Source organism: Aurantibacter crassamenti (genome assembly GCF_016811105.1).
Classification (GTDB): Bacteria; Bacteroidota; Bacteroidia; order Flavobacteriales; family Flavobacteriaceae; genus Aurantibacter_A; species Aurantibacter_A crassamenti.
In genome coordinates this window covers 963,628-978,273 of sequence record NZ_JAFBGM010000001.1, presented here as the reverse complement: position 1 = coordinate 978,273, position 14,646 = coordinate 963,628, and the positions used below count along the sequence as shown (strand labels likewise).

The window sequence follows — 14,646 nt, the reverse complement described above, 5'->3', positions numbered from 1 at the left end:
AAGACAGTATTATTGTCATGCTTCAATTTCTGTTGCTGGCTCTACATCAATTTTTCGCATAGCACTAATAGCAAAAACAAATGCAGCTAATAGTAATATAGCTGCCAACGCATACGGTGCCCCTGGAAAATAAATATCTGTATCAGGTCGAATAAAATAATAAAACACAGGTGAAAATATCAATTGTCCGAAAATTGCAGTTAAACTTACTAAGCCTGTGATAGCCCCTTGCAAATTACCCTGTTCTTTTTCTGAAACTTCATTTGAAATAACTCCTTGTACTGTTGGACCCGCTATTCCACCAAAAGCATATGGAATTAAAAAAGCATAAAGCATCCATGGTTCTTTTGCAAAAGCAAATAGAAACATGCCAACGGTCCAGAAGAAGAAGCCGATGATTATAACCTTACACTTACCAAATCTTTTAGTTAAAACGCCCACTAGAAAACCTTGAACTATAGCAACCAATAGGCCCACAACCATTAATGAAATTCCAATTTCCTTCGGACTCCAATCATATCGCTCAATGCCATAATACGCCCATGTAGATGGCAATGCTTGCCCTGCTAAGTTTGCCAAGAAAAACGCAAGTATTAATAGCAATACACCCTTATAATTTCTAAGACTAACCAATGAAACACCAGGAATCATTTTAGTAAAATTAATTGGCCTTCTATTTTCAAGAGCTAAAGATTCAGGCACCAAAAACCATCCGAAGACAAAATTTAAAAACGTTAACCCAGCCGCAATATAAAATGGTAATCTGATATCTATCTCACCAAAAAAACCACCGATACCCGGACCAATAATAAATCCCAAACCGAAAGCAGCACCAATTAACCCGAAATTCTTTGCCTTATTTTCTTTTGTACTTACATCAGCAATATAAGCTGATGCTACCGTAAAACTTGCACCAGTAATACCTGCCAGAAATCTTCCTAAAAACAACCAAGCTATAGTTGGTGCCCATGCATGAATTAAATAATCGATACTCAAACCCAATAAAGCAATTAACAATATTGGTCGTCTACCATATTTATCTGAAAACTCACCTAATACAGGTGAGAATAAAAACTGCATACCGGCATATGCTGTAGTTAACCACATGCCATAAATTATGGCCATATGGGTGCCTTCTCCCGTCAACTCCATAATTAAATCAGGAATAATTGGTAGAATGATGCCGATACCTATTACGTCTACTAGAACCGTAATAAAAATAAATAGCAAGGCTGTTTTGCTTGACTTCATGGTGATGATAAAAGTCGATTAAAAACGACTTTTAGATTAATTTACTTTTACTAATTTAATGTACTAAAAAACAAAAAACCTCACTTTTCAGTGAGGTTTTATTTTGGCTTCACTATTGTTCTGCCTAATTATTTTGTGCTTTTACTATTATATAATTTGACTACGTCTAATTATTTAATGCTTCAGCCCCTCCAACAATTTCTAATATTTCATTAGTAATTGCCGCTTGTCTTGCTTTGTTATAAGTCAATTTTAACTGATCTCTAAGCTCTGTTGCGTTATCCGTTGCCTTGTGCATTGCTGTCATACGTGCTCCGTGCTCACTAGCAAATGAATCACGAATACCTTTATACAACATTGTCTTTAACGACTTTGGAATCAACTGCTCAACAATTTCAGGTTTTGAAGGTTCAAAAATGTAATCTTTACTTGAAGCTTCACCACCTGCCATTGGTACAATTGGCAAAAATTGCTCTGTCATTATGATTTGAGTGGCAGCATTCTTAAACTTGTTATAAACGATGTCAATCTTGTCATAAGAACCATTGGTGAACTTTTCCATTAGTTCTTCAGCAATACTAGCTACATTTTCAAAGTTCAAATCTTCATAAACTGCACTGTGGTTGGCTATAACACTATACTTTTTACCCAAAATATCATTTGCCTTCTTACCTATAGCAACAATATCAACTTGCTTACCAGCATATGTTTCTTCAACCAATTTGGAACTTTGCTTGATGATATTAGTATTAAAAGCACCACATAAACCTCTATTTGAAGTAATGGCCACTACTAATACTTTTTTCACCTCGCGTTGATCAGAAAATTTGTTACCCGCCTCAAGACTACTGCTTAAGTTTTGTAACAATTCTGTCAATTTATTTGAATAAGGACGCATTGCAGTAATAGCATCTTGAGCCTTTTTCAATTTGGCTGCAGATACCATTTTCATGGCACTAGTAATCTGCATGGTTGATGAAACCGATGCTATCCTATTCCGTATTTCCTTTAAATTTGCCATCCTTTGTTAGTCTATAGTAATTAGCCCTTCGTGTTTAAAAATTCTTTTGCTTCTTACTTTTTGCGCAATACTAATTTCTATACTTTCCTGAAAGATCCTTTGCAACAGCTGTTAATGTATCGATAACCTCATCAGTCAGTTTTCCTGATTTCAAAGTATCCAATACATCTCTGTGCTTCGCATTCAAGAACTCGATATAATCGCGTTCAAATTCTTTTACTTTTTCAACTGGCACATCACGTAACAAGTTTTTTGAACCTGCATAAATGATAGCAACTTGATCTTCAACAGTAAATGGATCGTTTTGTGCTTGCTTTAAGATTTCAACGTTTCTACGTCCTTTTTCAATTACATTCAACGTAGCAGCATCTAAATCAGAACCAAACTTAGCAAAAGCTTCCAATTCACGGAATTGTGCTTGATCCAGTTTCAATGTACCTGCAACTTTCTTCATTGATTTAATCTGCGCATTACCACCAACACGAGATACAGAAATACCTACGTTAATTGCAGGTCTTACACCTTGGTTGAATAAATCTTGCTCTAAGAAAATCTGACCATCCGTAATCGAAATTACATTGGTTGGAATATAAGCCGAAACGTCACCTGCTTGCGTTTCAATAATCGGAAGTGCTGTTAAAGAACCACCACCTTTTACCATTGGTTTTAAAACTTCTGGCAAATCGTTCATGTTCTTTGCAATTTCATCATCATTGATAACTTTTGCAGCACGCTCTAATAATCTAGAGTGAAGGTAGAATACATCACCAGGGTACGCTTCACGACCCGGTGGTCTTCTTAATAAAAGTGATACTTCACGATAAGCTACTGCTTGCTTTGATAAATCATCATAGATAATTAATGCTGGGCGACCAGTATCACGGAAGTACTCACCAATAGAAGCACCTGCCATTGGAGCATATACCTGCATAGGAGCAGGATCAGATGCGTTGGCAGCAACTATAGTTGTATAAGCTAAAGCGCCTTTATCTTCCAATACTTTTGCAATACCTGCAACAGTAGAAGCTTTTTGACCAATAGCTACATATATACAATAAACAGGCTCACCTGCATCGTAAAATTCTTTTTGATTTAATATGGTATCAATACAAACTGTTGTTTTACCAGTTTGACGGTCACCAATAACAAGTTCACGCTGACCTCTACCTACAGGAATCATCGCATCAATTGCCTTAATACCAGTTTGTAATGGCTCGGTTACAGGCTCACGGAAAATTACACCTGGCGCTTTACGCTCTAGTGGCATTTCATAAGTTTCACCAGCAATGGGTCCTTTACCATCGATTGGAATACCTAATGTATCTACAACACGACCAACAATACCTTCACCCACTTTAAGTGAAGCAATACGCTGTGTACGTTTTACAACATCACCTTCGCTTACACCACGAGATGGGCCTAACAATACAACACCAACGTTATCCTCTTCTAAGTTCAAAACGATACCTTCTAGGCCGCCTTCGAATTCAACAAGTTCGCCATATTGCACGTTTGAAAGTCCGTATACACGAGCGATACCATCACCTATTTGCAATACAGTACCCACTTCGTCTAAAGAGGCCTCAGCTTTGAAACCTGATAATTGTTTTTTTAAGATTGCTGATACCTCAGCGGCTTTTACTCCTGCCATTTTTCTAGATATAAGTCTTAGGCGTCTTTGCCTTAATTATTATAAACTCGTTGCGAATTCTCGCTTTAAATTACTCAATTTGTTTGCTATACTAGCATCATATTGTAAATCGCCTACTCTAAGAATAAAACCACCAACAATACTCTCGTCAATTTTATTTTCAAGCACTACCTTATTACCAGTCATGCTTTCAACTTTCTTTAATATTTTCTTTTCCATATCAGCAGTTAAAGCTACTGCGGTGGTAACAAAAGCTACACCCTCGCCTTTTAACTGCTCATTTAAGATGATATACTTTTCAGCAACTTCATTTAATAATGAAACTCGCTTGTTGTCTATTAACATGCTGATTAAACCTTCTGAAATAGCATGACTTCCTTTAAAAACTTCTAAAAGAACTTGCTTTTTATCAGAACCCTTAATTACAGGACTTGCCAACATCTCACGCAATTCAGCACTGTCTGAAACAGTTGCGATAATTGAGCGCATATCTTTTTCAATAGCATCAGTTGCCTTGTTATCAACTGCAAGATCTAAAATCGCTTTTGCGTAACGTATTGCCGCTCTTGAATTGCTCATTCTTAGTTCAATTTGATATCACCCAACATTTCATCAACCAATTTCAATTGCTTGTCTTTGTTTGAAAGTTGTTCTTTAATCACTTTTTCAGCAATCTCTACTGATAGATTAGCTACTTGACTTTTAATTTCAGCTACTGCAGCTTTCTTTTCACTTTCAATTGTAGCTTGTGCTTGCTTGATCATTTTATCAGCCTCAACATTTGCAGCATCTTTTGCGTCTTCTACAATTTTATTCTTCATGTCACGCGCATCTTTCATCATTGCTTCGCGCTCTGCTCTAGCTTCTTTTAATAGCTTTTCGCTATCAGCCGTAACATTTTGCATTTCTTTTTTAGCCTCTTCAGCTGCAGCTAAAGCATCCTTGATACCATCTTCACGCTCATTAACTGCGCTCAATATTGGTTTCCATGCAAATTTCCACAATAAGAAAAGCAAAAGGCCAAACAATAATGTTTGCCAAAAAAACAGTCCAAATGAAAACTCTTCTATTAATTTTTCCATTTCAAATTACTTTTTAAAACTTTTAATTTTTAAATAAAGCAACAGCTACAACCAACCGTTGAAGCTGTTACTTAAAAACATTAGAATTATACTGCGAATAATGCAGCAAATCCAATACCTTCAATAAGTGCAGCAGCAATTAACATTGCAGTCTGAATCTTACCATAAGCTTCTGGCTGACGTGCTATAGCATCCATTGCTGAACCACCAATTTTACCGATACCGATACCTACACCGATTACCACTAAACCTGCACCTACCATTACTGGAATTTCCATAATATATATAGTTTAAAAATTAAAAATTCAATTTTACTTCTGGCAATACTATTGCCATTTTATTCACATTATAAATGTTGAATCTCACCTTCATGCTCTTCAGCATGCGCGTGTGATTCACTAGCAAAACCAAAATATAATGCTGACAACATTGTAAAAATATATGCTTGTAATAAGGCTACTAAAATCTCAATCAAAGATATAGCAAACGCTAAACCAAATGACAGTGAACTTCCTAACCAGCTTTTAAATATAAACATCAATCCTATTAAACTCATTAATACAATATGACCAGCCTGCATATTTGCATACAAACGTATCAATAATGAAAATGGCTTAATGAATATACCTAGTACTTCAATTGGTATTAAAATTGGATATAAAAGCAGTTTACCATACCAAGGAAGTGTATCTCCTAAAGGGTCAAAAATATGTTTCCAATAATCTTTTGTACCTGTAAAATTGGTGAAAAGGAAAGTTAACAAAGCCAATGCAAATGTTATTGCTATATTACCCGTAACGTTAACGCCCAATGGTGTTAAACCAAAAATATTCAGAAACCAAATAAAGAAAAATATAGACAACAAATACGGCATGTACTTCTTGTACTTTTCTTCGCCAATATTTGGCCTTGCAATGTCATCTCTAATATAAAGTATAATAGGCTCAAAAAAGCGACCAGCTCCTGTTGGTATTCCGCTATTTTTCGCATAAGACTTAGCCAAACCACTAAACAAAAAGAACATTAACAAACATGTGATAAAAATCATCACCACACTTTTCGTAATCGAAAAATCAATTGGCTTTTCATTTACCGGGTGATGCGCCTCATCATAATTGATAGTTCCCTCAGCATCTGTCTTGTAAATTTTACTATGATACAACTTATAGTGACTACCATCAACCTCAACTATTTCTTCACCGTGATGAAATTTGGAAGATGAAAAGACTTTTAAACCATTGTCCCATAAGATTACAGGCAATGGAAATCCAACATATACGTGCTCGTGTTGTTCGTTTGTATAAGAATACAAAGAAAAGTCATGTGAATCTTTAAGGTGATGCTGAACGTACTCCTTAATTTCGGTTTTAAGGTCTTTTTTTGGCTCGTCAGAAGCAGTGGCTTCTTTAGCAAACGAACTTGCACAGAAAAGCAGTGCAGCTACCAAAAGGAATTTTGTAAAGTCTATACGCATATTGCTCAAAAATAACGGTCCCTAAAAATCGCTGCAAATGTACGGCATTCTTCTAAAAATAAAAAAGCATTTTGAAATGTTTATTTTTCTGCTATTAGAAGTGGTCAGAATACAGCAAATTAATCCAATTTTCGAAGCATTTTGGCCATATAAACGGTTTCAAAAAACAGACATATAACATATGGCACAAAAAAAGCTGCAAACTCTATTCGGCTCATATCGCCATCCAATTTATAGGAAGGGTAAAAAATCGTAAAAAAGAATATGAATTTTAAAAAACTACCTGCCATAAATAGAAAACCTATGTAGTCTTTTAATCGGAATCTATATTTATATAAAGAAAGATAAATAATAAGTGCTAGCCCAACATTAGTGATATAGGATAAAACTATTTTACTGCCAAAAACCGGTAACTCAGCATTATCTAGAACGTAGATATGAATAAGAAAGACTAAACTTAAAGTCAGTATTAATAGAAGAACAAACTGAACTACGTGATTTAATTTTGGCATCAATACTTTATTCGTTTTAATTGACGCAAAACTACCCAAATTGCAATTGCCACACCAGCTAGTGTGGCAAAAGCCGTAAAAATTCTTTTTTCATTTTGATAATGCGAGTCTAACCAAAGCCCACCTTTAGCTGCCAAAAAGATTATGGCACCCATTTCAATGCCAATACCAGAAAGCATTGCCACATTTTTCAGATTTGATCTTTTCTTAAGAGGCTTTTGCTTTTTCACTTCCTGAATTTGAACTACCAAAAGAAGACTTAAAGCCACTTGAGGCTGAACTGCTAGAACTTGAGGCAGTAGTTGATGCTGTAGACGAGCCACCTCTACCTTTCATAGAACACGAAGCATTAAATGCAGCACCTGGTTCTACAGCCAATTTTGTAACTGTTACAGTACCTTCAATTACCGCTGAAGACTTTAATGATAACAAATCAGACACAATCAATTCACCGTTGAAGCTACCATCAATATCGGCATTTACGCATTCAACTTTACCTTTGATTAAGCCATCTTTACCAATCACTACCTTACCGGTGGTTTTTAGATTTCCATCTAATTTACCGTCAATTCTGAAATCAGCTTCAGAAACGATATCACCTTTAATTCTTGTATTCTTTTCTATTCTGTTGGGTTGTCCTCCTATTTCGTTCATAGTTCTAGGTTTTTGTTTATCTGAAAACATTATTTATTGTTTTGGGGTTAAATTGTAAGCCTTATATTCAAGTAGGTTTTTATGTACCTGTATTATTTTATAGTGAGCCGATAAAATAACGAAATTCTCTTCATTTATCTTGTATTTCTTGTTAATTTTTAGCAATTCATCAAAGCCTAGTGCGAAGTCTTTTGACTTAAATCCGTGCACTATTATAAATTGATTTTCTAAATCATAAATATCTTTTGAAACTATGTTGCTATAATTTACATCTTTTAAAGCAAATTCTAATTTCTCTTTCAGGGCTAAAGCACTTTCATTGTCATGTCTTTTATATGGATAAACCACTTTCCAATTTCCAGCACCTGGCACTTCTTTTACTGCTGAGAAATCTTTTTCTGCTAGCTTTGGTAGTTGCTCAGAAATCATTTCTTCTGCTTTTTTACCTTCTGGATTATTCGGATAGGTCAGTGCCACATAATTTAAGGCCTCTTTAAACGATTCATATCCATTTAACCTACCCAAAGCATTTGCTTTTAGCATTTCAAATTTTGGCACTATTGGGTCTCCAGTATACTTATTTATATTTTCTTCAGCACCAGTTATCGTAGCCAAAAACTGCTGATCTTTATACTTTTTATAAAGCGCATCATATCGTGCATCAGGACTATCACTATTATCAGCTAAAACTGCCTGCGGATTCAATAATATTTCAGCATACCGTGAATCGGCATGATTGGTAATGATGTTATTTTTCATTTCAGCAGCCAACGGACTTCCTTCTTCTTCATATATTTTATAAAGATTGTATTTTGACGGAAGCACCAATCGCTCTTCTGGTTCTGATTTTAAAACATCTTCAAGCTTTCCGGAAGCTAAAAGGTTTTCTTTAAACTTTTCTTTATAAATCAAACCTAGTTGATAATTGGCAAAATTTCTACCTGTATGTAGACTGTCAATTACCTTCCCATCCATAGGTATTTGATTTAAATAATATTCAACTGAATATATTTCATCATTTGAAGGTGCTGCAGAAATACTATCATTAGCTACTAGCGCTGCATCATCTGCTACCGTAGGAGCAATTTTACTTTTGTTTGACCAACGCCAATCATCTTCTAATTCACGTTCACCCCATCGACCTCTAAAATCAGTTTGACCATAACCCAAACTAGTAATGTTATAGAAATAGAACTTTCCCTTATTTTCTTTACCACCTTTAGTTTCACCAAATGCAGCAAACCCCGCATTTCTAATTTTTTCTTCTTTTTTAGCAGCTTCTTCAGCCTTTTGTTTTAATTCTGCAATATGTTTTTCAAAATATGTAAACTGCTCACCGTCTGACATGTTATAAAGTCCAATAACACTATCGGCATATTGCACAATATCTTCATACTTTATAACATCTTCTAAATTATCAAACTTCTTCTTTGTTGCTCGATACTTTTTAGTATTCTCAGTTAGGTTTGTCAATACACTATCATAATATGCACCGGCAGCCTTATATTCATTATTATCAAAATTATATTCTGCTAAATTCTCATAATTAAGCGCGTTTAGTTTTGGCTGGTTTTGTGTTGCACGCAATGATTTATTAAAATATGCAATTGCTAAATTATCCGTTTTATTCTCAAGATGGTATTCAGCAATTTGTCGAAAAATTATATCTAAAAATGGTCTATTCTCACGATTCTCTTCTAACTCTGTTAGGTATTCTAACAATTCTAATTCGTTTTCAGATGTCAATTCAGTATTCTTGATTTTCTGAAGATGCGCATTAATCATATAAACCCTAGGTGATTTTCTATTTAAATCTATCACCTTATCAAAAGCATAGTTGGCACTATCTTTATGACCCATTTGATTATACAACTGACCAATGATATAATAATATCTGCCTTTCTCAGGATTCTTCTTCGTGTAATACGAAGCAGTTTTCAAGTTCTGTATTGCAGTGTCTATCACCTGTAAGTTGATATATGCTTGCGCCATCATTGCTCTAGCATCTGCATAATCTTGATCTTTTAAAGATTCAAACTTAAAAAGTCGTTTAAAATTCTTTATGGCGAGCTCTTCATTTTCTAGGCGAATATTTACTTTTTCACGCCAAATATGAGCTTCGTTTAGCTTATCGCTGTAATTATATTTATTAAGGATGTAATTAAAAGATTCTAGCGCCGGAATATACCTTTGGTCAAAATAACGCGCTTTACCTAACAATAGAAAAGCTTCATCAGTCTGCGGATTTCGCTCTTCGTCTTTTATATCCATACTATGTTTTTGTATGGCTTTAGTAGCTTTCTCTTCCGCTATTATAAAATTCGGATTGTTATCTTCTGAGTCTAATTTTATTTCTTCAGTAACCTCTAATCGCTCTACAGGCAAGACCTCCCAATAATCATCTTTATACTCTAGATTTAATTGTTCACGGCCTTCTTCAAAAGCAATATTACCATTATACAATACATTGTATTTGGTATTTAGCGCATGCCAATTTCGGTTAATAAATGCGTCTTTTTTTGTAGAACACGCGTTAAAAGCGAGTCCTGCAAAAATACAGAGCAACAATAATTTATTTCGAAGGTTCAAAGTTGTACAATTTCGTATAATAGCTAAACTAAAAAACAACGGGAATATTATGTATTTGGTCGATAAAATGTTGAACTACTTGACACTTGTAATATTCTAACATGATTCGGCAACAGGCTTTTTACCGACTAGCTGGTCTTTAGTATTTCTTTATGGATGGACAAATACCCTGAAAAGACACTTTCAATAGCTAAATTTCACTTTTCATCGAAGATTGTTTAATTCAAGCATCGTGACAATAACACGATAAAAACTACATGGTCTAAAAGTGAACTATTTTTGAATTGTGGTGAATAGAAAAATTACTCTTCTTCAGAAGTTGCTAATATCTCTTTTGATTCAGCTGAGCCGCCAAAAAAGCTTTCGAGCTCATGTAATGTTTCTGCAGATGTTTGAATGTCTTTTACAACCTCACCTTTATTCAAAACTACAATTCGATCACAAACTTCAGTTACATGAATTAAGTCGTGACTTGAAACTAGTACTGTAACTCCTTTTTTATCAGCCAAGTCTTTAATTATTGCCTTCAATCGTATTTGTGTGGTAGGATCTAGATTAGCAAAAGGTTCATCTAAAATTACGACTTCAGGACCCCCAATAAATGAGGCGACAATGCCTGCCTTCTTTTGATTCCCCTTTGATAAATCACGTAGATATTTCTTTTGACCTAGAATTTCATCATGAAAAAAATCTTTGAAATTTGCCAAGAGCGCATCAATATCGGCCTTATTACACCCGCGCAATTCTCCAATAAAATAGAAATACTCTTCAGGTGTGAGGTAACTGATCAAAAAAGACTCATCAATAAAAGAAGAGGTAAAGGTTTTCCAATCTTCACTTTCACTTACTAAAATACCATTGCTTTCAATGCTACCAGAGGTTGGTTGAATTAAATCAAGCAACAAACTAAAAAATGTAGTTTTACCAGCACCATTATTACCTACCAGACCAAAGCTTTGCCCTTTCAGAATTTCTAAATGTGGAATATTTAAAACTTCTTTGTTTCCGTATTTCTTGGTGAGTTGCTGTACTGTTATCATAAAAATATATGTTGAAAAATCGCTTACTAATTATTTTCGCTAAAACCGGCAATCATGCCATATTTCTTACTTCTATATATCGATGTAATTTTATCTAACAGTTTATTTCTAAAAGCTAATCCTATCAATCCTAAAACAGCTAAAGCAGCAGTTGCAACCTCAAAGGAAATAAAGAAATCAAACAAAAAATAGATTAAACAAGGCAGCACCATTAATGGTAGTATTACTAAAAACTGTGTTGCGCTTGCACCCTGCATATTACCCAAAGCGCTTTTTTGTAAATCAATTCGCTTTTTATTTCTTGATCCAAAAAATAAAACGACTGGTACATTTACTCCTAAATTGTAAATAGCACAAGCAAAATTTATGGCTAATGCTTGCCAACCGAAATAAACATAGGGTATTGACAATAAAAACATAACTACGATACTCACATAAATAAGACCTGCTTTTGAATCTAAGTATTTGCGCATTGGTATATTTTGAGCCATTAACATGGTATAATATTCGCTATCCCATGCGGGAATAAATTGCCCAAAATTCACCATAAAAATTCCCGTGATAAAAATTCCGACAAAGGCAAATATTGCTGAAGTGCTACCGTAAACATCTTGGCTATAAAAAAACAAGCCATATAAAATCATTAAAAGCGACATAAAGACTTGCGTCTTAGTTCGTTTATTTCGCCAAATGAGTTTTAAATCTAATTGTAGAAATGGTGCAATGCTGCCAAAACGTTTCGTCCAACCTAATTCTGCTGTTTCTGCTTCTTTAACTTGTTCTTTTACAGCTGAATCGAGGTATAATTTATTCCGAAGAAAACGATAGTTCACTGCATAAGTCAAAATTGCTAGTACTAATGGTATTATTGCCCAAATAGGATTAGCATATAACTGGTAAAAAATATTACCGAAAATCTCTTGTATAGGATACAATTGAAAGTAATCAACGGCATAGAATGTGATTAACACCAATAAAAGGCCTAATAAAACCTTGTCACTCTTGTTGATTATAAAATTTAAAAAATTGATAAACTGCGAAATACATGCAATTACAAATAACCAAACCAAAACGTTTAATGCAGGATACCCTTTTATCAATAGCACTATGCCAAACGGCACAAATAAGAAGAGTGCCAAAAAGTTAAAGAATGAAAAAGCAGACCGACCTAATATGTAATGTACAATGGAGTCCTTTTTTATCGACATCAACAAAAAAGGTTTAATATCTATAACAGGTAGTTTTTGCATAAAATATCGAAAAACCAGTTCGCCCAAGATCCAGTATAAGAAATACGAACTCACTTTTAGCATTGGGTCTACACCTGGAAACGTTTTTTCTAAGATAAAAAACAAGCCTACCCCCATTAAAACCAAACAAGCCAGCATATAAATACCAAAGAAAATCATGATGATTTTTATAGCAAGACTTTTACCTAAAGATGAAGATCTGAAAAATGCTTTCCATTGCAGACTGGCAAAACGTTTAAACATAGTGATTGGCTCTTTATACTGATGTTAGTGTAGGCTACTTTATAATTGTTACAGGTTTAAGCAATTTTATATTCGGGGTAAGTTTCTTTTAAAAGTTCTTCTACTTTTTGAGGGATGATATAAACCATTATAAAGCACAGAGCCAAATAACAAATTATAAAAACAGCTAAAGCAAATTGAACATATACATTATCTAGCCAAATTCCTTTTGTTGGAAATGCGTTTAAAAAGTGAACAGGAATAATAATAAACTGCAAAGCATCTCCATATTGAAATATTTTTTCTTCTAGCATGCATCTTTTATGTATACCTATTTTTGCGCGATATTTCTTTTTATTAACTAACGCTTTAATTAGCATTACTGAAGCACTTACCAGTAAAACCCCCAAAACAAAATACATTTTATACGCTGTTGAAATTAATTGAAGCACATTAAATACAATGAAAATACCTCCAGCTAAAAGTAGCACTTTTGGAAGTTTAAAGTAGTCTTTGTAAAAACGAAAAATAAGTTTCCAATACCGCTTTTCCATAGCCCATGAGCGCTTTTTAATAACGTCAGCAAAACCAAAAACTCCAAATTTTTTAAATTCACGTAATTGTGCTTCTTTATAGCTACGCTCAGGGTATTTTTGCCATTGCTCCTCAATGCCATTTGCCAAATGATCTACCAACTCAGTTTGTAAATCATAATGTTCTACATAATGTTTTCGAACAAAAACAAACAAATCTTCTATTTGGTCGGCGGTTAGTTTCATACCATTGAAGATTTTAAAAATTCATACTCCTTTAGACCTCTTTTACGTTTTGTTTGAACTTCGATTAATGCAGCGATATTAACTATTAAGGCAATTGTAAAGTACAATGTTGCGCAATTCGGATGGGTCTGAAATATTGATTCTAAAATTCCAACAACATACATAAAAATATTTGGCAGACTATAAATATTAATTAATGTGGAAATAGAAAGCATCTTACTTTCTTTTTTTGACCGTATGCCCCAAAAAATCATATCTACATATTGAAATAGCACAACTCCAATAAAAACCCAGAACATACTATTGTTCATTAGTACAGAACCATATTCTGCTTTTATAGAAATGAGAATTGAAAGCCATACAAGTAACACTCCATAAAAGGGTGGCGTTTTAAAAAAAGACAAGACCCTTTTTAATAATGATTTCTGATAACCCCAATGAATTGAATTTGCTCTTTTTTCTGCAATTACTCTACACCAAGCTGTTCTTTTTCTAAGAAAAGATTCAAGATCAGGATAATGTTCCATTGATTGATATTCGGTAACCAAATGGTCAATTAACTCATAGCGTATATCGATATACTTGATTCCTTTTTTAATCAAATACTTGTCTATATTTAATATGTCTTCTTTGGTTAGCTTCATAGTACTTACTTAATACTCCAGTTTGGGTTTACCAATTGTTGCATACTGCGAATAAATTCTTCGAGCTCTGCCAAACGATTTACAGTTTCTTTTTCACCTGCTTCAGTCAATTTATAATATTTGCGCAAGCGATTATCAACCTTAGCAACCTCAACATCAAGCAAACCTTCTGCCTCTAATTTATGTAAAGCCGGGTACAAAGCTCCTTCTGTAATATTTAGCTCACCTTTGGTTAAATCCTTTACTTTTTGGGTAATCTCATAACCGTACATTTTACCCTGTTCTTCTAACAGTTTTAAAATGATAGTGTTCAGACTTCCTTTATATAACTTTGAGTTTGCCATTAAAAAAATACTTGTTTTTTATCTCGCGGAAGCGATATTTTTATTTACAAAAAATTGTTTTTGACTGCGCTTGAACAGACAAATTGAACAATCTGATGAAATAAATATATGCATAAAATTCTTATGCATAAGA

Annotated in this window: 16 protein-coding genes; all 16 read right to left on the bottom strand. The window is 34.1% G+C overall.

Annotated features, from left to right (window positions below):
* Positions 1–15 precede the first annotated feature (15 nt).
* The 16 genes from JQC67_RS03980 to JQC67_RS03905 all read right to left on the bottom strand — a co-directional run bounded on the left by JQC67_RS03980 (position 16) and on the right by JQC67_RS03905 (position 14,513).
* Positions 16–1,251, bottom strand: a complete 1,236-nt coding sequence (locus JQC67_RS03980; protein WP_203251567.1) for a TCR/Tet family MFS transporter — start codon at positions 1,249–1,251, stop codon at positions 16–18.
* 166 nt (positions 1,252–1,417) lie between these two features.
* A complete protein-coding gene (gene atpG / locus JQC67_RS03975; RefSeq protein ID WP_203251566.1) occupies positions 1,418–2,272 on the bottom strand; it encodes an ATP synthase F1 subunit gamma in 855 nt (284 codons plus the stop codon).
* Between the two features lie 70 nt (positions 2,273–2,342).
* Positions 2,343–3,923 (bottom strand): F0F1 ATP synthase subunit alpha, encoded by a 1,581-nt coding sequence (gene atpA / locus JQC67_RS03970; protein WP_203251565.1) that lies wholly within the window; start codon positions 3,921–3,923, stop codon positions 2,343–2,345.
* Between the two features lie 39 nt (positions 3,924–3,962).
* Positions 3,963–4,502: an ATP synthase F1 subunit delta gene (gene atpH, locus JQC67_RS03965; protein ID WP_203251564.1), complete on the bottom strand. Its 540-nt coding sequence runs from the start codon at positions 4,500–4,502 to the stop codon at positions 3,963–3,965.
* A gap of 2 nt (positions 4,503–4,504) precedes the next feature.
* On the bottom strand, positions 4,505–5,005 hold the full coding sequence (locus JQC67_RS03960) for a F0F1 ATP synthase subunit B (protein WP_203251563.1): 501 nt from the start codon (positions 5,003–5,005) through the stop codon (positions 4,505–4,507).
* Positions 5,006–5,091: 86 nt separating this feature from the next.
* Positions 5,092–5,283 (bottom strand): ATP synthase F0 subunit C, encoded by a 192-nt coding sequence (gene atpE / locus JQC67_RS03955; RefSeq protein WP_091865249.1) that lies wholly within the window; start codon positions 5,281–5,283, stop codon positions 5,092–5,094.
* Between the two features lie 68 nt (positions 5,284–5,351).
* Positions 5,352–6,479, bottom strand: coding sequence for a F0F1 ATP synthase subunit A (gene atpB / locus JQC67_RS03950; RefSeq protein ID WP_203251562.1), 1,128 nt, complete (start codon positions 6,477–6,479; stop codon positions 5,352–5,354).
* 119 nt (positions 6,480–6,598) lie between these two features.
* A complete protein-coding gene (locus JQC67_RS03945) occupies positions 6,599–6,991 on the bottom strand; it encodes a DUF6168 family protein (protein ID WP_203251561.1) in 393 nt (130 codons plus the stop codon).
* A complete protein-coding gene (locus JQC67_RS03940; protein WP_317198352.1) occupies positions 6,991–7,221 on the bottom strand; it encodes an AtpZ/AtpI family protein in 231 nt (76 codons plus the stop codon). The genes JQC67_RS03945 and JQC67_RS03940 overlap by 1 nt, the downstream gene beginning before the upstream one ends.
* Positions 7,199–7,675, bottom strand: coding sequence for a bactofilin family protein (locus tag JQC67_RS03935; protein ID WP_203251560.1), 477 nt, complete (start codon positions 7,673–7,675; stop codon positions 7,199–7,201). Before JQC67_RS03935 ends, JQC67_RS03940 begins: the two co-directional genes overlap by 23 nt.
* Positions 7,676–7,678: 3 nt before the next feature.
* Positions 7,679–10,234: a type IX secretion system periplasmic lipoprotein PorW/SprE gene (porW, locus tag JQC67_RS03930; protein WP_203251559.1), complete on the bottom strand. Its 2,556-nt coding sequence runs from the start codon at positions 10,232–10,234 to the stop codon at positions 7,679–7,681.
* Between the two features lie 302 nt (positions 10,235–10,536).
* On the bottom strand, positions 10,537–11,274 hold the full coding sequence (locus tag JQC67_RS03925) for an ABC transporter ATP-binding protein (protein WP_203251558.1): 738 nt from the start codon (positions 11,272–11,274) through the stop codon (positions 10,537–10,539).
* 26 nt (positions 11,275–11,300) lie between these two features.
* Positions 11,301–12,767, bottom strand: coding sequence for a DUF5687 family protein (locus JQC67_RS03920; RefSeq protein WP_203251557.1), 1,467 nt, complete (start codon positions 12,765–12,767; stop codon positions 11,301–11,303).
* A 56-nt stretch (positions 12,768–12,823) separates the two neighbouring features.
* Positions 12,824–13,525, bottom strand: coding sequence for a hypothetical protein (locus JQC67_RS03915; protein ID WP_203251556.1), 702 nt, complete (start codon positions 13,523–13,525; stop codon positions 12,824–12,826).
* Positions 13,522–14,169 (bottom strand): hypothetical protein, encoded by a 648-nt coding sequence (locus tag JQC67_RS03910; RefSeq protein ID WP_203251555.1) that lies wholly within the window; start codon positions 14,167–14,169, stop codon positions 13,522–13,524. The genes JQC67_RS03915 and JQC67_RS03910 overlap by 4 nt, the downstream gene beginning before the upstream one ends.
* A gap of 5 nt (positions 14,170–14,174) precedes the next feature.
* On the bottom strand, positions 14,175–14,513 hold the full coding sequence (locus JQC67_RS03905; protein WP_203251554.1) for a PadR family transcriptional regulator: 339 nt from the start codon (positions 14,511–14,513) through the stop codon (positions 14,175–14,177).
* Positions 14,514–14,646 lie beyond the last annotated feature (133 nt).

Coding starts and splice junctions, on each gene's coding strand:
- JQC67_RS03980 (WP_203251567.1), bottom strand. CDS start 1,251: ATGAAGTCAAGCAAAACAGCCTTGCTATTTATTTTTATTACGGTTCTA.
- atpG (WP_203251566.1), bottom strand. CDS start 2,272: ATGGCAAATTTAAAGGAAATACGGAATAGGATAGCATCGGTTTCATCA.
- atpA (WP_203251565.1), bottom strand. CDS start 3,923: ATGGCAGGAGTAAAAGCCGCTGAGGTATCAGCAATCTTAAAAAAACAA.
- atpH (WP_203251564.1), bottom strand. CDS start 4,502: ATGAGCAATTCAAGAGCGGCAATACGTTACGCAAAAGCGATTTTAGAT.
- JQC67_RS03960 (WP_203251563.1), bottom strand. CDS start 5,005: ATGGAAAAATTAATAGAAGAGTTTTCATTTGGACTGTTTTTTTGGCAA.
- atpE (WP_091865249.1), bottom strand. CDS start 5,283: ATGGAAATTCCAGTAATGGTAGGTGCAGGTTTAGTGGTAATCGGTGTA.
- atpB (WP_203251562.1), bottom strand. CDS start 6,479: ATGCGTATAGACTTTACAAAATTCCTTTTGGTAGCTGCACTGCTTTTC.
- JQC67_RS03945 (WP_203251561.1), bottom strand. CDS start 6,991: ATGCCAAAATTAAATCACGTAGTTCAGTTTGTTCTTCTATTAATACTG.
- JQC67_RS03935 (WP_203251560.1), bottom strand. CDS start 7,675: ATGTTTTCAGATAAACAAAAACCTAGAACTATGAACGAAATAGGAGGA.
- JQC67_RS03925 (WP_203251558.1), bottom strand. CDS start 11,274: ATGATAACAGTACAGCAACTCACCAAGAAATACGGAAACAAAGAAGTT.
- JQC67_RS03920 (WP_203251557.1), bottom strand. CDS start 12,767: ATGTTTAAACGTTTTGCCAGTCTGCAATGGAAAGCATTTTTCAGATCT.
- JQC67_RS03915 (WP_203251556.1), bottom strand. CDS start 13,525: ATGAAACTAACCGCCGACCAAATAGAAGATTTGTTTGTTTTTGTTCGA.
- JQC67_RS03910 (WP_203251555.1), bottom strand. CDS start 14,169: ATGAAGCTAACCAAAGAAGACATATTAAATATAGACAAGTATTTGATT.
- JQC67_RS03905 (WP_203251554.1), bottom strand. CDS start 14,513: ATGGCAAACTCAAAGTTATATAAAGGAAGTCTGAACACTATCATTTTA.